The sequence below is a fragment of the Mesorhizobium sp. IMUNJ 23033 genome (assembly GCF_044778005.1).
Lineage (GTDB): Bacteria > Pseudomonadota > Alphaproteobacteria > Rhizobiales > Rhizobiaceae > Mesorhizobium > Mesorhizobium amorphae_A.
In genome coordinates this window covers 152,949-170,725 of record NZ_JBJACT010000011.1, presented here as the reverse complement: position 1 = coordinate 170,725, position 17,777 = coordinate 152,949, and the positions used below count along the sequence as shown (strand labels likewise).

Sequence of the window (17,777 nt, the reverse complement as noted above, 5' to 3'; positions counted from 1 at the left end):
AGCCGTCACTCCTCCGGCAAGCCCGCGAACCGCATGTGTTCGATCCAGCGGCCGAGGCTTCCGGGGGCGGTCCATATCTTCTCCCACTCCCTGCGTTCTTTACTGATGGATTGGCCGGGAGAGTCTTTGAGGAAAACCGCAAGCGCTTCCCTTGCCTCCCGCTGGTTTCCCAGACAAGCGTGGATCCCCGCAAGCATTCGGTGTGCGCCGCTCGGGATTCTGGACATTTTCCGCATCGCCGCCAGCGAGGCCCCGCAATCGTTCTTTTCCCAGAGCGCCCAGCCCATCTGCCAGTGGAAGTTGTCAAGGTGGAAAGGATCGATGCCCTTGGCCTGCTCGATCCGATCGATCGCTTCGTCGGTGCGGCCGATATACAGCAGCGGGTCCGTACTGCCGACGAGGATGTTTGGATTGCTGGGATTCAGCGCAATTGCCTGATCGAACCGTGCAAGGGCCTGCTCGATCTCTCCAGCTTCGGTATGGATGCGGGCGCGGACATGATGCGCGTCGGCGTCGTCCGGAGCGAGCAGGATTGCCTTGTCGGCGTACTCGGCGGCGCGCTTCAACGCATCGTCCCGGTTATGTTCCTGCTCGTGCCACCCGAATGTCGCATCATTGCGATAGGACCAGGCCAGCCCGATATAGCCGAACTGGGCGTTTGGATCCGCTTCGATCGCCTTGAGGCTCAGTTGCCGCACCAGTTGGTTCCCCGCGGCAGTGAAATTACTGCGCATCTCGGCAATCCCCATCAGGTAATAGTGGAGCGCGCTGACCTGGGCAGCAGTGCTCTTTGGCAGGGGGCGCTGGATCCTGCGCCCGACACGATCCGCAAGCGTGCGGATGATTTCCTCCTGGACGACGAAAAGATCGCCGATGTCGCGGTTGTAGGTGTTAGCCCACAGATGCGATCCGTCATGCGCATTCAGCAGTTGGGCCGTCACTTTCAGCCGGTCTCCCACCTTCTGCTGGCTGCCCTCAAGCAGGTAGTCGACGCCGAGTTCATCTCCGATCTGCCTGGCGTCGGTGGGCTTGTCGCGGTACCTGAAACTCGAGTTCCGGGCGATGACGGCGTAAGTCTTGCTCCGCGAAAGCTCGGTGATGATCCCCTCGGCGACGGCGTCGCTGAGATATCCCTGATCCGCGCCGGCACTCATGTCATCGAAGGGAAGGACCGCAATCCTCGGCATGTCGCTCACTGTCGCCGTCGGCCAGAACCGCCAGGTCGCCCCGGCTAAAACGAGAAGAAGGGCGAGCACCGCTGCTCCTGCCCAAACCCAGCGCGGTTGCGATGGTATTGCCGGCAGGCGTCTGGCTTGTCCTTCTGTGATGACGCGGAAGGCTTGCACCGGTTCGACAATGTTCTTCACCTTCTGCTCGCCCATCGGCTCAAAGCCGAAGGCCAGCTTCTTCTCGACTTCCCTGGCGACCTTTCCCGAGACACAGATGCCGCCTGGGTCTGCCAGCTGCTGGAGCCTGGCCGCGACATTGACGCCCTCGCCATACCGGTCCTCGCCCTCGACGATCACCTCGCCGAGATTGATCCCGATCCTCACCTGGATCCGCTGATCCTCGGGAACGGCGGCGTTCCGTTCCGCTAGCCCGCGCTGCAGCGAGACCGAGCACTCCACGGCGTCCACGACGCTGCCAAATTCGGCGAGCATCCCGTCGCCCATAAGCTTGAAGATTTGGCCGTGGTGGCGAGCAATTTCGGGCTCAAACAGTTCCTTGCGTCCGGCACGAAGCTGTTCGAACGTGCCGGCCTCGTCGCGTTCCATCAGGGCGGAATAGCCCACGACATCGGCAGCGAGGATTGCTGAGAGCTTGCGGTCCATCGGTAATTGGTCCTGTCCCCCCAAAATCATAGAACGGGTCGCGTGAAAATGAAATGTCAGGGGGCGATGCGCGAATAGCGACGATCTCGCTCAGCCACTCCGTAAATCGGCACGGCGGACGCGGGGCGGAATTACAATGCGCAGCGACCAGGTAGTGAGTCTAGAAATGACCGCTTCGCTTTTTAAGGCATACATCCATTCGCGGCTCGCAAAGGTCAGCAATGGGTCATCCGCGGGCATGCGCGCGGGTTGCCTCAACGTTCGCTTAGACTATTTTGCACCTTAAGGCTGCCGGTCTGCTCTCGGTCCAATTTTGGTCATTTGCCAACATTCATTGGGAGGCAGTTCCTGGACTAGCGGACATTGCAGCTCGGTATGGTACGATGAGGCGGTAGGTACTAATTTCGGTTCCGAAAGGGTGTTTCCCGCAATCACAAACTGCGAGATGTCGACCTTTTCGAAGGTCGCTGCGGCTTTGCCGAGGCGGGATTTTGCTTCCGCAAGGTTGTCATCGCTGTAGTCCGCAACGATGACCTGAGCCCGCCGGCGACCGTTGAGCTGATACTTTTCGAAATACATGGGTTCCTCCTAGTTTTGTGCGTTGTCTGCGGCATCCAGGGCCAGTTCGGCAGCGCCGATGATTCCGGAATTGTCTGCCAGCGCCGCCGGCACGATCTCGACATCGCGGAATAACACCATCGCGTCGTTGCGGATAACGTCGTGCATGTCTTCGGCCAGAAGATCGAACGCGTGCGACACGCCACCGCCCATGATCACCCGCTCGGGACTGTAGAGGTGGATCAGGCTCGTGAACCCCTGGCCCAGAAACTTCGCCTCTTCCCTGATGAGCTCGAGGCATTGGGGATCGCCGGCCCGGCGCCCATGACCACATGGCGCGCGTCGACGGCTTCGCTGCGGGCGACTTCCGCCAGATACCCCGACGCCGATTGTGCAGCGGCCGCCTTAGCTCGCTTGCCGAGCGCCGTACCGGCCGCGAAGGCCTCGAAGCAAGCCGTGGCCCCACACGAGCAGACCGGGCCGTCCGGCGCCATGCGAAAATGCCCGACATGGGCGGCCATTCCGCGGCGACCGTGCAGAAGATGGCCGTCGACGATGGCGCCTCCGCCGATGCCGGTGCTGACCGCTACTTAGACGAGATGACGCAGACCCTGGCCGGCGCCGTGACGCCATTCCCCGTAAGCGGCGGCGATGCCGTCGTTCTCGAGTGCGACAGGCTTGGAGAAGCGCTGGGCGAGCGTGTCCCTGAGCGGACGGAAGGGCACTGCCAGTCCATAGATATTGACAGGCCGTATGACACGCGCAGAAAGTCGAAAAATGTGCATCGAAGCGCTTGCGCAAGCGCTTCGATTGGATTAATTCAATCTCCGTGACGAATTTGGTGATGCAGAACCGCACTGCCGTATTCGCCTTCGGAGGATCAGCAACAGCCCTGCCGGCACACGTCGCGCGCGCGCTCTTCGTGGCGGCCTGATGCTGCCTGTGAATTGTCAAACCGAACGGGAGGAACCGATGAACTTCAAGCAGAACGGACTGTCTCGCCGCACCTTCGTGAAAGCTTCGGCGGCTCTTGGCGCCACGGCCGTGGCGGCTGCGTCAGGGGTCAAGATGGCGCGGGCCGCGCCCGCCGAACTCCGGTATTTCTACCGGGCGCCGTGGCCGTCGTCCGAGGTCTACGCCAACTGGCTGATCGACGAATGGAACAAGAAGAACGGCGACCGCGTCCATGTTACCGGCGCCAGCGTCGACGGCGAGACCTATAAGACCAAGCAGACCATCGAACTGTCTTCGAGCAATCCGCCGGACCTTTTCTATTCCTGGGAAGGCGGACGCGGCAAGGAGATCGTCGACAACGGTTTTTCCGCCGATCTGACGCCCTATTACGAAAAATATGGCTGGGACAAGAAACTGAACCCGGCCGGCGTCACGCTGTCCGTCTACAACGGCAAGAAGCATTTCGTGCCGACGGAGATGTGCGCCTCGGTGGTCTGGTACCGCAAGGACGTCTACGAGAAGCTCGGGCTCAAGGTTCCAACCACCTGGGACGAACTCATGGCCAATGCCCAGAAGGGCAAGGAAGCCGGCCTTGCCGCCTTCATGCTGGCCAACCAGAAGAAGTGGCCCTCGCAATTCATGTGGTCGGCGATCCTGGTCAACAAGCATGGGCTGGACGTCTATGACGGGCTGATCAACGGCACCATTCCGTGGACCGACCCGCGCGCCGTCGATGTCACCGCCATGATGCAGAAACTGGCCCAGGACGGGATGTTCGAGCCGTCGTTCAACTCGATCGATCTCGGGCCTGCCATGGTGCCGTGGACGCAGGGCCACGGCCTGCACTGGTATCAGGGCTCGTTCAATCTCGGCCGCTTCCGCGGCGACCAGCCGCAATGCTGCGTCGTGCCGATGGACTTCTTCCCGATGCCGGCCTTCCCGGGCAAGAAGCCGGTGATGTCGGTGTTCGCCGAGGACACGATCATGATCCATGCGAACAGCCCGAACAAGGATGCCGCGGCGGAGTTCCTGGACTGGATGGTGTCCGACGCAGCGATGAGCAAGAAGCTCGAGATCGACAAGCCTTTCCCGTCGAACGTCAATTCCGACCTGTCGCGGCTGAGCGAGATGGAACAGCGGCTCGGCAAGGCGATGGCGGAGTCCGGCTCCTTCACCTTCATGCATGTCGACCACGCCACGCCGCCGGCGATCTCGGACAAGTTCCTCGACGGCGTCCAGGGTGTGCTGGCCGGCGCCATGTCACCTGAAGACGCCATGAAGCTGACCGAGGACGAAGCGGCGCGCGTCAAGAAGTCCTAGGCGATGACCGAGCGGGAGAAGTGCTGCGCGCTTCTCCCGCATCCTCCCCGGCGGCGGCGCTTCAGTGCGCCGCCGCAACGGCAGGAGCCCGCGTGCCGACGAAAACGCGACGCCGACGCTACCCGTCCATTTCCGAAATCAAATCGAAAGGCGCAACCATGGCCAGCAGCGCAAGCCGCTTCGATGACGGCACCTTCGTCGGCTTCGCCCGCCGGCATGTGTTCGTGACCGTGTTCGGCGTCGCCGTGCCGTTGCTGGTGTTCGCCTGTTTCATCGGCTACCCGATCGTCTACACGATCTACCTCAGCTTCTTCGAATGGAACGGCATGGCGCCGCAGAAGAAATTCGTCGGCTTCGCCAACTACGCCTACCTCCTCCACGACAAGTATTTCTACATAGCGCTGGTCAACAACGCCAAATGGCTGATCGTGTCGCTGGTGTTTCCAGTCTCGCTCGGTTTCCTGATCGCCTATGTGATGAAGGCGCGGCTGGTGTTTGCCCCGTCGCTGCTGCGCACGATCGTCTTCTTTCCGGTGACCATGTCGCTGATCGCGGTCGGGCTGATGTTCCTGCTCATCCTCAATCCGGTGTTCGGCGCCTTCGACACCTTGCTGCGGTCGGTCGGGCTCGGCTTCCTGGTGCATGAATGGTTCGGCGACTACCGCATCGCACTTTACACGCTGGCGGTCATTTCGGGCTGGGCCTTCACCGGCATGCCGATGATCTTCTACTTCGCCGGCCTTGGCGATGTTCCGAAGGAAACCTTCGACGCCGCGCGCATCGAGGGTGCCGGACACTGGCGCATGATCCGCAGCGTCGCCCTGCCCCAGTTGCGCCCCGTCACCGCGATCATCGTCATGCTGACGCTGTTTGAATCGCTGCGCGCCTTCGACCTGATCGCGGTGCTGACCAAGGGCGCGCCTTTCGGCATGACCAACGTGCTCGGCTATCTCGTCTACATGGAGAGCTTCTGGAACTCCCGCTTCGGTTACGGCGCCGCACTCAGCGTCGTCATCCTGGTGATTGCCGGCTCGCTTGCGGCCGTGCTGCTCGGCAAGGTTCTGAAGGGTGCCTTCGATGTCTGACGCGACCCTGAACGCCAGCGCCATGCGCCGCGGCAGCTTCGCCTCGGTCCTGCCCAAACTCGCCGCGACCATGCTCATGCTGGTGCTGGCGGCGGTATGGCTCGGACCGCTGCTCCTGATCGTGATGACGTCGATCAAGTCGAACGCCGAGTTCTTGGCCGGGCCCTTCGCCTTGCCCAGGTCGCCGACCATCCAGCCGTATATCGACGTCTGGTTCGGCCTCGGCTTCGGCACGCTCTTGAAGAACAGCCTGATCTATGCCACGGCCGGGTCCGCGCTGGCCGTAACGCTGGCGCTGGTTCCGGCCTTTGCGCTCAGCCGCATGAACGTGCCCGGCCGCAAATGGATCTTCGGCCTGCTGCTGACCGGCCTCATGCTGCCGCAGCAGACGGTGCTGATCCCGCTCTACGACACTTTGCGCACCTTCCATCTGCTGGACACCAAGATCGGCCTAATCATCGTTCACGGCGTCTATGGAATGCCGCTGCAGGTACTGATCCTGCGCGGCTTCATGACGACGATCCCGCCGGAAATCGAGAAGGCCGCCTATGTCGAGGGCGCGACCGACTTCCAGGTTTTCTGGAAGGTGATCCTGCCGCTGTCAATTCCCGGCATTCTCGTCGGCTACACGCTGAACTTCATCGCCATCTGGAAGGAGTTCGTGTTCGGGCTGGTGTTCCTCAACAGCGAGGAGAATTTCCCGGTGACGGTCGGCATGCTGAAGCTGAACAGCGACCGCTACCTTGCGGTCTTCAACCTGCCGGCGGCGGGGCTCGTCATCTCGCAATTGCCGATCGTCATCCTGTTCATCCTGACCTACCGGCAGATCTCGGGCGGCAATCTCTCCGGCGCCGTGAAGGGCTGATTTCGATGACTGTGCAACAAGGACTTTGTAATGGCTGAAGTGTCCCTGAAGGACGTCGAGAAGCGCTATGCCATGGTGCCGGTTCTGTCCGGGCTGAACCTGGACATTGCCGATGGCGAATTCGCCGTGCTGGTGGGACCGTCCGGCTGTGGCAAGACGACGACGCTGAACATGATCGCCGGGCTGGAATCGATCACCGGCGGCACGCTTCGCATCGGCGCACGCGACGTCACCACGCTGCCGCCGAAGGACCGCGACATCGCCATGGTGTTCCAGTCCTATGCGCTGTTCCCGCATATGACGGTGCGCGACAACATCGCCTTCGGCATGAAGATCCGGAAGACGCCGAAAGCCGAGATCGAAACGCAGATACGGCAGGTGGCGCAGCGGCTGCGCATCGACGACCTGCTCGACAGGCTGCCCAAGGCGCTGTCCGGCGGCCAGCGGCAGCGCGTCGCGCTTGGGCGGGCTCTGGTTCGCCGTCCCGGCGTGTTTCTCATGGACGAACCGCTGTCCAACCTCGATGCGAAGATGCGCATCGAGGCGCGCAGTTTCCTGACCAAGATGCACCAGGAGGTCGGAACCACGACCGTCTATGTCACTCACGACCAGGCCGAGGCCATGACCATGGGCAGCAAGATCGTGGTCATGGACGGCGGCAAGATCCAGCAGGCGGCCGCACCGCTCGAGGTCTACAACCGGCCGGCCAACCAGTTCGTCGCCGGCTTCATCGGATCGCCCGCGATGAACTTCCTGCGCCTGGTCTACGACGGCAACGCCCTCCTGGACCAGGCCTGCCGGTTGCGGATCGAGGTTCCGGAGTGCCGGCGCGCGGCGCTTGCCGGCCAGCAGGGAAAAACGGTCACGTTGGGCGTGCGGCCGGAGCATTTCAGGATCCTGCAGCCCGGCGCCATCCCAGGGAGCGATTCGATCGCGTTCAATGTCGATGTGGTTCAGCATCTCGGCCACGAGATTCTTCTCGACCTCAGCGCCGGCGACCACAGATGCATCGCGCGGCTGCCGCCCAGCGACCGTTCCAAGCTTGGGGACGGCCGGCTATTTTCCATCGACATGGACCACGTCCATTACTTCAACGGCGACAGCGGCGAAAACCTCATTGATTATGCCCGGCAACAATGAATAGTCGGCTGCGAATCGGCGGCCGCGGGACATTCCTGGACAGACAGGTGCCGGATTGAGGTGAGGGGATGGCGAGAAGAGCGGCTATAACGATCACCGACGTCGCTCGCCGAGCCGGAGTGTCCATGTCCACGGTGTCGCATGTCATCAACGGCACGCGCCTCGTCAGCCCCGAAAAAACGGCCTTGGTGAACGAGGCGATCGCTGCAACGGGATATCAGCCGAATGCGCTGGCGCGGTCGCTTGCGCGCAACGTCAGCAACTATGTCGGCATCGCCATATCGGCGATTACCAATCCCTATTTCAGTGACATCATCTGCGCCATCGAGAACGAGTGCGCGCGCCTCGGCCTGCTGGTCTTCCTCGCCGACACACGCGACGAGCCGGATCACGAACTTGCCGTCGTTCAGGCGTTGCAGGAGCGGAGAGTCGACGGCATCATCCTGGCCCCCTGCGGCGACCCCGAAAACAAGACCATTCGCTACCTGGAGACGAGCGGCATTCCGACCGTGCTCGTCGACAGGTTCGCTGAGTCTGCCTTCGACCATGTCGGTGTTGAAAACAAGCATGCTGTCGCCAGTCTGGTTTCACATATGGCGGGACTTGGCCACAGACGGATCGGCATGATCGGCGGTCAGGCAGGGTTCAGCACCACAAGCGAGCGCATCGAAGGCTACAGGCTGGGCCTCGAGCGCAATGGCATCGGCTTCGATGCGGACCTTGTGCAGCCTTCGAACCGGAATTTCGAGGCCACTCAGCACGCGGTGGCAACCTTGCTGAGATTGGCAAATCCGCCGACCGGCATCATCACCGGAAACAATCTGACAACGATCGGAGCCGTGGCAGCAATCCGCACCGCGGGCCTGAGAATACCCGAAGACATATCGCTTGCCGGCTTCGACGATTTTGAATGGGCGGACTTTTTCGAGCCTCGGCTGACCTTGGTCGCGCAGCCCTGCACTGAAATCGGCCGCAGAGCTGCGCAGATGCTCGTTGAACGGATCCACGGATTGTCCTCCGCACCGCGGTCCATCAGGCTGAAATCAACCCTGATTGTCAGAGATTCCTGCGCCGCTCCAGTTGGGTCTCCGTCGTGACACGAATGGCAGCTGCAAGGTCGATGCCGGTCAGATCTTACACAGGCCCAGAAGGTTGCCGTCCGTGCGGTGATCCCAGCGAACCGAACCCGCATCGGCATCGCCACAATACGTGTCGGTTATGGGAGCGTCACGGATAGAGTCGTCCGTCACTGTCATCGAGGAATGCTCCATTGCCTCCCATCATGGCGCGCGCCTGTCAGGCCCGCCAAGTCGCTGGAAATGTAGACTCTGGCGGATTTGCCTTGGTAGATCCTCACATTGTTCCGAGGATACCTGCGCGAAATTTCGCGCTCAGAGATCACCCTTCCTGACTTTGCCGTAAACGATGTTCCGGTTCGATCCATAATATACTTGGGCTTCGAAGGAACCCTTGCCGATTGCGGCATTGATGATGTTCCACATATCGTCGGCCGAACGCAGGATGAGTGGCCAATCCATGAAGGTCTCCATGTAGCCATCCGTCGTGATCTCATCGCTGAAATTGGCAAACAGGAATTCCCCCCCCGGCTTGACCAGTTCCATCGCTCTCTGAAGCAGGCGGACGCCGATGGCACGCGGCAGGTAGTCGTAGAGCCCCGATGCGTAGACGAGATCGAATGTACCAAGAGCGTAGGCGCGGCGAAGAATACCACGTACAGAGCCGTGGAGTGCCTCGACTGCAGTGCCGACAAAGTCGTGGTTCACCGTGGCTACGCTGACGGGGTCTTGATCCAGGCCGACCCAACGCTGCAGTTGTTGCTTGGCGAGCGCCTCAGAGCATTCAGCTTCTCGTAGGTGACCGCATGCAATTGCCAGCACCTCTGCTTTTTCCACCCTGCGGACCGTTTCGTCCACAGTTCTGGTTAGTATGTCCCGGCGCTCGCGCCCCGCCACAGAACTCGCCGCTTCACTGGTATAGGCGTAGATCTGTCGGCCAAGCGAGGTCGACGAAGCAACGATCTCTTCGGCGACGGGGTGTTTGTAGTAAATGTCCAGCAGGCTTGCATCGCCCGAATACCCGCGCGGCTTTTCAACCGACCAGCGCGTGAACGGATCCTGGATCAAATATTGCGCCACGGGATGTTGCTGAGCCAAAGGGATGAGTTTCTGCCAGACCGCAGGAGCAACCTGCCTGCGAAGCTTATGGAGTCTCCCTGCCAGGCGGTCGACAGTCAGGCCGGCCGGTTTGTGTCGCACGAAAGCTTGATTCGCGAGATCCAGCACGAGTGCGAGCTGGGCCGTCCTCTTCCGCAACTCGTCGGCATCGACAGTTTCGTCAGATGTCGGGGCATGCGTCTTCATCAACTTAGTAGTTACGAGGCTGTATTCGTCGAGTTGCAATTCTGCGTTGAGCCGCATGCCGTATACCCTCCGGTCCACGGCGAACAACTATAGACGCGGTGTGGATGATGCGAAATATTTTCATAAAATTTTATGCAGTGGCGGGAGCGCCGGCGTCGACGCGACTCCGCTTAATCCGAACTACCCGCGTTTACTGGTGGTTAGCGATATTCAGCCTTTTTTGCGGACAGTGATGCCTTCATCCTGCGTCCGACAAGCGACCTCGGCTATTGCATTCGCTACCGGGGGTGGCGGAGGAGCTTTACAATGCAACTGACTGAGGAGGTTGCTCAGAGGGTGGTCGCAGCGCTTGCGCACCCGCGGTGGCATTCGCCCGATCCGACACTTTTGGCGAGGTTCCTCCAGAAGGAGGCCGGTGAAAACCGCAAGCTCGTGCAATGGGGTATGAGGGCTGCTGTTCTTAGCTATGTGGCTTACGGTCTCTTCGATTGGTTTCTTTTTCCGGACATCGCCGATCGGCTTGTGCTGACCCGCCTAACGCTGGGGATCACCTCCCTGGCGCTCGTCGAGCTAATTGCCCGAAGGGGCTTCGCTCTTACGACCTTACATCTCGTCGCAGCGCTGGCGATTGTAGTCGGTGCAGTCGGGTGGCTGCTATCTGCTCTTGGAACAGGCCACCAGGCGGCGCTGTCCCACTTTATGGTCTTTGGAACAGTATTTATTCTTGGAGCGAACTTATTCTTTAACTTTCGTTTCTGGCTTTCGGCGATTTCATCGGCGACGGTGACCATAAGCTTCATAGGCGCAGCGCTTTTTTCCCTTCAGACCGACGCCGTCGCCCGCGTCGTGCTGTCAGCCTATTTCGTCAATTGCCTGGTGCTGTCGCTCTACCTTTCCTGGCGACTTAGCGTAGAGCGGTACCAAACTTTCCTGCATGCACTTCGGGCGCAAATTCAAGAACAGGCTGCTATCAAAAAGGGGCAAAAGCTGACGGAAATCGCGGATACGGATCCGCTCACGGGAATGAAAAATCGCCGGGCGATCATTCGAGAATTCTCGGAGATGCGCAACGAATGGGCCACGGACGACGACGAAATAGGCCTCATTCTGATCGACGTGGACTACTTCAAGAGATTCAATGATGGACTTGGTCATCAGGCCGGCGATGATTGCCTGATCAAACTTGCCCATGTCCTTTCCGAGACGGCAGCTTCGAACAATGCCATCGCGGCCCGCTATGGCGGTGAAGAGTTCGTTGTCCTCTGCAAGGTCACTGGGCGTGCTCATCTTAATGAACTCGCGCAGCAGTTTTGTCGCGCTGTAGAGGATTTGCATATCCACCACCCCGATCGGGGCGACAAGCTAAACATTGTCACCATCAGCGCCGGCGCCTCGTTGACGCGCGCCGATCAAAGCATGGAACTTCGAGTTCTGCTGCAGGAAGCTGATCGCGCCCTCTACACGTCCAAGTTTGCTGGCCGCGCAACGTTCACTATTTACGATCCGCACGCTACCGACCGAGATCGCTCCAGCGAAAATCTTTCAGAACTGTTGAAGCTCGCAGTTTCCAAGCAACTCGTTTCCGTGGCCTATCAGCCAATTTGCGACCTGGCGTCAGGACGACTGTTGGGCCATGAGACGCTCATGCGCGTGTGCGACTTTGACGGCACTATGATCAGTCCATCGGTGTTCATACCGGTTGCAGAGCAAACTGGCGCGATAGTGGAACTGGGTACGTGGTTAATTGATCAAGCCTGCAGTGACATGGTGGAATATGGATTGGGCTCGGTCGTGACGGCGAACGTATCAGTTCGTCAGCTCAAGGCTCCTAATTTTTCACTGCGAATTACCGAGATCCTCGGTCGGCACGGCCTTGCGCCACAGAAGCTTGCCATCGAGATCACCGAAGGAAGCGACATCTTTTTGGAGGCGCAAGCCGTAAGAAACATGGAGCGGCTGCGAAACCTGGGCGTTCAGATCTGGCTGGATGACTTCGGAACGGGATTTGCGGGCCTTTCTTGGCTCCGCCGTTTCAAATTCGACGTCGTCAAGATCGATCGCAGTTTCCTCCACGATTGCCAGACCTCTCGTGGCCTAAGCCTGTTGCAGGACATGGTCGGGCTTCTGCGCAATCTCGACCACGCGGTGCTCGCGGAAGGCGTTGAAACTGAAGAGCAGCAGATGTTGCTGCAGCGCCTGGGCGTCCATTCGATACAGGGTTTCCTCACGGGTTATCCCGTCCCAATCGAAGAGATAAACCAAGTTAGACCAGGCCTCGTCGCCTAGCACGGCCGCGGTCACGGTCCGCGATTCGACAAGCCCGCATCTTCGACGCCGAGGGAGTGCGCATTCGCTGATCTTTGAACCAGCGTGCGATTTGGAATTAAGGCTCGTTGCTAGCCCTGAGCCCGGGTGATGGCGACTTGCCCTGCGATCACCGCCAAGGCTGAGAGATCGCACGAACGGGCCGGCGTTTTGCGCCGGCCCGTTCGCATGCGGATCAAGCTGCCTTGATCTTCATGTCTTCTTCGCTGCGCACCATCTTCGTCACGCCGGCGAAGTCGAGCTTGCCGGAACCGAGGACCGGCACTTTCGCAACGACGCGCACTTCGGCCGGCACCATCAGGTCCATGGCGCCGTTGGCCTTGGCGAAGGCCAGGAATTCGGCGCGCGTGGCGTTGGCCGCCTCGGTGATCAGGATCAGCCTTTCGCCCTTGCGGGCATCCGGCACGGTGGCGACCGCCGACAGCGATCCCTTCCACAATTCGCCGGCCAGCACTTCCACGGCAGCCAGCGAGATCATCTCGCCGCCGATCTTGGCGAAGCGCTTGGCACGGCCGCGAATGGTGATGAAGCCTGCTTCGTCGACGGTGACGACGTCGCCGGTGTCATGCCAGCCGTCTTCCAGCGGCTCGAGCACGCCGGGCTTTTCGGTGCGCAGATAGCCCGACATGACATTGGGGCCGCGCACATAGAGCCGTCCGCCATCATCGACGCCTGGCACCGGATCCAGGCGATACTCCATGCCGGGCATGATTTTGCCGACGCTGCCGGACCTGTTGTACATCGGCGTGTTGATGGAGATCACCGGTGCTGCTTCTGTCACGCCGTAGCCCTCCAGGATGCGCAGGCCGAACTTCTCCATGTAGGTCATGCGCGTCGCGGCCTTCACCGGCTCGGCGCCGGCAAAACAGTAGCGCACCGAACGGAAGTCGTAGGGGTGTGCCGTGCGCGCATAGCCTGAGAGGAACGTGTCGGTGCCGAAGATGATCGTCGCGTTCGACGCGTAGATCAGTTCCGGCACGATGCGGTAGTGCAGCGGCGAGGGGTAGAAGTAGACCGGCACGCCGGAGATCAGCGGCAGCACCGTGCCCGCCGTCATGCCGAAGGAATGGAAGATCGGCAGGATGTTGAAGACCTTGTCACCCGAATGGAAGTCGATGCGCGAGGCGGCCTGGGCGGCATTGGCCAGGATGTTGCGGTGGGTGAGCACCACGCCCTTGGGCGTGCCTTCGGAACCGGAGGTGAACAGGATCACCGCCGCATCGTCGGGCTTGCAGGCAACGCGCGGCGTGCTTTTGCGCAACAGGCCGAGCAGCTTGTCCTTGAGGCCGATGCTGGCCCGCAAATCGTCTAGCCAGACGATGTCCACTGCGCGGCCGAGTTCCTCGACCACCGCACCGAGCTTTGCCTGTTCGACAAAGGCGCGCGAGGTGAGCACGGTCCGCACGTCCGCGGCCTTGCAGGCCGAGAGGATGTTCGCGGCACCAGCGGTGAAGTTGATCATCGCCGGAACCTTGCCCGCCGACATGACGCCGAGCAACGTCGCGCAGGCGCCGTTGGCGTTGGGTAGCATGATGCCCAGCGTCTGCTGGTCGGCATAGAGGTGTTCGAACTTCTCGCCGAGCACCGCGGCACCCGTCAGCAGCTTGCCGTAGCTCAGCGAACCGGTGACCGGATCCTCCACGGCGAGCTTTTTCATGCCGCGTTCGTTCGCCGTCTGGATAATCTTTTCCAGCACGGTCTTGTCGATATCCTGGGTGCGGAAGACGAGGTCCGACATGACCTGGTAGAGTGCGGCACCCGCCGCGGCACGGCGCTTGCGGCCCTTCAACTCCTGCGCAACTTCGAGCTTCACCGGCTCCAGAATGGTCACCTTGACCTTCGGGAACAGGCGTCGGCGCACATGCTGTGACGTCAGGCGCGAAAAGTAGCTCTTCTCCAGCCCTTCGATGCGGACGGGTACCACCATCGAGCCGGTCTTGTCGGCGACCATGGCGGCGCCGTCATAGACCTTCATCAGGCCGCCGGTGACGGTGATGCGGCCTTCGGGGAAGATGACCAGCGGATCGCCGCCTTGCACGATCTTGATCAGCGTGCGGGTCGACATCGGCTTGGCCGGATTGAGCGGCAGAGCGCGCGCGAGTTTCATGAACGGCTTCATCCACCAGGCCTGGGCGATCGTGTAGTCGATGGCAAAAACCGGCTCCTCATCGGTCAGCGTAAGGGCCAGCGGACCGTCGAGGAAGCTGACATGGTTGAGCGCCAGGATGGGTGCCGGACCAGCAGCCTTGAGGTTTTCCAGCCCCTCGACCTCCAAATGATGGAAGGCGCGGAACAGGATGGAGACGAAATCGCGGAAAGGATTCGTCGGCAAATACTTCAGCATCAGCCATGCGGCGACGGCATTGATCACGGCGAGGCCGAACAGCACGCCTGCAATGGAGACACCGGCTGCCTGGATGGCGGCGACAAGACCGCCACCGATGGTCATGAAGCCGGCGCTGACGACATTGACCGCGGCGACGACACGGGCACGGCGATCCTCCGGCGCCCACGCCTGCACCGCCGCAAAGGTCGGCACGACGAGGAAGGCACCGGCAATCGCGAGGCCGGCCAGGTCGATGGCGACACGGATGGTGTTGTGGCCGGCAAAGAAGGCGCTGAGCGTCTGCGCCTGGGCAGAGGCCTGCGGGCCCCAGACGCTCCAGCCGAGATCAAGTCCGAACAGGGCCATCAGGGCCGTGCCGACCGGGGCGGGCAACAGCACCATGCGCCCCTGCGACATCCACGCGGCAATGGCCGAGCCGATGGCGACGGCGACCGCGAACACGGCGAGATAGGCGGTTACGGCGATTTCGGTGCCGCCCAGCGAATCCTTGACCATTGGGGGCAGGATGGAAAGGATGATGGCCCCGACCAGCCAGAACCATGACGCCATCAGCGCCGCCCGCCAGATGCGCTGGTTGGTGCGCAACTCGCTGACCAGTCGCCAGGTGGAGCGCAGGATGTTCTTGTCGATCACCAGGTTCGGTGCGGCCGATCCGGTCGCGGGGATGTAGCGGCTGACGAGCCAGCAACCGACGGCGAGGATCATCATCATCGGACCGAAGACCGCGACGCCGATGCCGTCGGCCGAGACAATGCCGCCGACGATCGTGCCGCCGAGGATGGCGGCGAAGGTGGCCGACTCGATCCAGGCATTGGCGCGCGGCAGTTCCTTGCGCTCGAGGTGATCCGGCAGGATGCCGTATTTGATCGGCCCAAACAGCGCCGAAATCACGCCGAACAGGAACAGTGCCGTCAACATGACCGGGATCGACGAGAGCGCAATGCCGATGACCGCCAGCGCGGCGGCGCCGATCTCGACGAGCTTCAGCTTGCGAGCCACGGCAGCCTTGTCGAAGCGGTCGGCGATCTCGCCGCCAAGTGCGGACAAGAGCAGGAAGGGAGCCATGAAAACAGCTCCCGCGAGCGTTACCAATGATGCCGCCTTGTCCGCAGCCAGCGTGAACAGGATGAGGAACACCAGCGTGTTCTTCAGGAAATTGTCATTGAAGGCCGAGAGGAATTGCGTCCAGAAGAGAGGTGCGAAGCGCCGTGACGTCATCAGGTTGTTGTTCATGGCAATTTCCATTGGGCAAGGCCATCGAGCAATCCGAATGGATCGAGCGGTTGCTTGCGCGGTTTGAGCTTCGTTGTTAGCGGGAACCGGATTAAACTTCGTTACTTCGGTTGATATCCATCAGCAGCTTTTCGGTCTTGGCGTCTTTCAATCTGTTGATGAACCGGCCCGCTTCCTCCGCATCACGCAACGCCTTGGTGATGGTGACGGACGTTCTCCAAATGCTTGAATGGTGGGAGCATAGCTTGGCATCGATATGATCCTTTCGTTTCAGGGCTAAGTTGGGTCGGCGCTGGCCTGTTTCAGGCCGGAAACAATCAGGCCTGCTTCGTCCGTGTCGCTGTTCGAGCGCAGTGTAGGCATTGCTCCCGAGCGGTGCGCCATATCAGGCGGTGCCTTCTTTCATGAACGCTGTTCACAAGCACAACATAACACGTCGTGAACGGTGTTCAAGAGAAAAATGAACACCGTTCAAAAATTTCAGATGGAGAAGGGCAAAGACGTTCGAAGCAACCGGCTCTTCACTGGTCGGTCGACGGGCTCAGGTTGGCTAAAGGCTTGTGGCGTGGCCTCCTGCCTGAGGCAGGTCGATGTAAGGCGCTGTTTCAGCGCCAGATATTCGCGGCCAGCCTCAAAAAGTTTCCGCCAAAGATTGCCTTGAGGTCGCGATCGGACATTCCGCGTCCGATCAAGATGGCCGCGACCTTTTTTAGATCGGAGAGATGCATCTGCGAACGATTGGGCTTCAGATATCCCTGCGACGCAGGCCAATATTGCGGAAATCTCTGGTACATCTCGTCGGCTTCCGGCACATCGACCGGGAACGAGTGATCCAGCGATATCCCGACATGTTCTGGCCCGATCAGGTCTGCGAGGTAGCAGACATGATCGCTGAAGGTTTCCGGTGAGGCGTCGCCAAGGAAATTCTCGAGCCCGACGACCCCGACCAAGCCACCGGTCGCAGCACAGGCCCGGATCTGTTCATCGGTGATGTTGCGCTGATGGTCAACGAGCGTGCGCGGATTCGAGTGGGAGAAGATGACTGGCTGGGATGACCGATGCATCACATCCATCGACGTTCGATAGGAGCAATGACTGACATCAACGAACATGCCGATCCGGTTCATCTCGTCGACGACCGCGGCTCCGAATGACGTGAGGCCGATATCGTCGTCGTGGCATCCGCCCCCGGCAAGGTTGTTGCGGTTATAGGCGAACAACATCTGGCGAACGCCGAGGCGATGATAGACGCTGACCATCTCAACGCGGCCATCGAGAGCATTGCTGCCTTCGAGGTCGAATGCGATGGCCAGTCTGCCTTGCGATTTCGCACGGTGGATCTGGTGAACGGATTCGACCAGTACGAATTGATCGGAGTGCTGTTCGATCCAACTGCGGGAGGCGGCGATGTTGCGAACGGCGTCGTGCCAGTCGAGGACGTCGAAACCGACATCGACCGACAGGAAGTTCACGCTTGCGTCCCGCCATCTGTGCAATTGGGACAGGTCGGCTTTGGGATGCGGAAAGAAGCCCGAGTGACCATCCCAGATAACGCATGTGGAGAAGAGGTAGTCGACGATATCGGCGACCGGACGATCATTGGTTTTTGTCACGGTGGCACTCCACTCAACCTTCCATGAGCAGCGATGTAACCGTTGCCGAGGTCGCTGGCGATACCGGGAGCGCAACGCTCCGAGATGGCGTTCGATCGTGTAAGCCCGTTCGATGATGCGGCTG

Annotated in this window: 12 protein-coding genes and 1 pseudogene; 6 read left to right on the top strand and 7 right to left on the bottom strand. The window is 60.6% G+C overall.

Annotation, left to right across the window (positions count from 1 at the left end; genetic code table 11):
• Window positions 1-5 precede the first annotated feature (5 nt).
• The 4 genes and pseudogenes from ACFX5Q_RS14810 to ACFX5Q_RS14795 form a co-directional block, all read right to left on the bottom strand.
• Complete coding sequence (locus ACFX5Q_RS14810) at window positions 6-1,832, bottom strand: adenylate/guanylate cyclase domain-containing protein (RefSeq protein WP_404279023.1); 1,827 nt, start codon at window positions 1,830-1,832, stop codon at window positions 6-8.
• Between the two features lie 282 nt (window positions 1,833-2,114).
• Window positions 2,115-2,411 (bottom strand): hypothetical protein, encoded by a 297-nt coding sequence (locus ACFX5Q_RS14805; RefSeq protein ID WP_404279021.1) that lies wholly within the window; start codon window positions 2,409-2,411, stop codon window positions 2,115-2,117.
• A gap of 9 nt (window positions 2,412-2,420) precedes the next feature.
• Window positions 2,421-2,780 (bottom strand): ROK family protein, encoded by a 360-nt coding sequence (locus ACFX5Q_RS14800; protein ID WP_404279064.1) that lies wholly within the window; start codon window positions 2,778-2,780, stop codon window positions 2,421-2,423.
• A 29-nt stretch (window positions 2,781-2,809) separates the two neighbouring features.
• A pseudogene (locus ACFX5Q_RS14795) lies at window positions 2,810-2,929 on the bottom strand (ROK family protein); the annotation flags it as partial.
• 433 nt (window positions 2,930-3,362) lie between these two features.
• On the opposite strand from ACFX5Q_RS14795, the gene ACFX5Q_RS14790 reads away from it, so the two are divergent.
• The 5 genes from ACFX5Q_RS14790 to ACFX5Q_RS14770 all read left to right on the top strand — a co-directional run bounded on the left by ACFX5Q_RS14790 (window position 3,363) and on the right by ACFX5Q_RS14770 (window position 8,851).
• Window positions 3,363-4,664 (top strand): ABC transporter substrate-binding protein, encoded by a 1,302-nt coding sequence (locus tag ACFX5Q_RS14790; RefSeq protein WP_404279019.1) that lies wholly within the window; start codon window positions 3,363-3,365, stop codon window positions 4,662-4,664.
• A 158-nt stretch (window positions 4,665-4,822) separates the two neighbouring features.
• Complete coding sequence (locus tag ACFX5Q_RS14785; protein ID WP_404279017.1) at window positions 4,823-5,749, top strand: carbohydrate ABC transporter permease; 927 nt, start codon at window positions 4,823-4,825, stop codon at window positions 5,747-5,749.
• Window positions 5,742-6,614, top strand: coding sequence for a carbohydrate ABC transporter permease (locus ACFX5Q_RS14780; protein WP_404279014.1), 873 nt, complete (start codon window positions 5,742-5,744; stop codon window positions 6,612-6,614). The genes ACFX5Q_RS14785 and ACFX5Q_RS14780 overlap by 8 nt, the downstream gene beginning before the upstream one ends.
• A gap of 30 nt (window positions 6,615-6,644) precedes the next feature.
• Window positions 6,645-7,754, top strand: coding sequence for an ABC transporter ATP-binding protein (locus tag ACFX5Q_RS14775; protein ID WP_404279012.1), 1,110 nt, complete (start codon window positions 6,645-6,647; stop codon window positions 7,752-7,754).
• 125 nt (window positions 7,755-7,879) lie between these two features.
• Complete coding sequence (locus tag ACFX5Q_RS14770; RefSeq protein WP_404279010.1) at window positions 7,880-8,851, top strand: LacI family DNA-binding transcriptional regulator; 972 nt, start codon at window positions 7,880-7,882, stop codon at window positions 8,849-8,851.
• A 294-nt stretch (window positions 8,852-9,145) separates the two neighbouring features.
• Here the strand turns inward: ACFX5Q_RS14770 and ACFX5Q_RS14765 are convergent, their stop codons facing one another.
• Complete coding sequence (locus ACFX5Q_RS14765) at window positions 9,146-10,192, bottom strand: class I SAM-dependent methyltransferase (RefSeq protein WP_404279008.1); 1,047 nt, start codon at window positions 10,190-10,192, stop codon at window positions 9,146-9,148.
• 249 nt (window positions 10,193-10,441) lie between these two features.
• Between ACFX5Q_RS14765 and ACFX5Q_RS14760 the strand changes: the two genes are divergently transcribed.
• Window positions 10,442-12,421, top strand: a complete 1,980-nt coding sequence (locus tag ACFX5Q_RS14760) for a putative bifunctional diguanylate cyclase/phosphodiesterase (protein WP_404279006.1) — start codon at window positions 10,442-10,444, stop codon at window positions 12,419-12,421.
• A 214-nt stretch (window positions 12,422-12,635) separates the two neighbouring features.
• Here the strand turns inward: ACFX5Q_RS14760 and ACFX5Q_RS14755 are convergent, their stop codons facing one another.
• Both ACFX5Q_RS14755 and ACFX5Q_RS14750 read right to left on the bottom strand, forming a co-directional pair.
• Entirely contained in the window at window positions 12,636-16,040 is a 3,405-nt protein-coding gene (locus ACFX5Q_RS14755; protein ID WP_404279004.1) for an acyl-[ACP]--phospholipid O-acyltransferase, read from the bottom strand.
• Between the two features lie 605 nt (window positions 16,041-16,645).
• Window positions 16,646-17,653, bottom strand: coding sequence for a dipeptidase (locus ACFX5Q_RS14750; RefSeq protein WP_404279002.1), 1,008 nt, complete (start codon window positions 17,651-17,653; stop codon window positions 16,646-16,648).
• Between the last annotated feature and the right edge of the window lie 124 nt (window positions 17,654-17,777).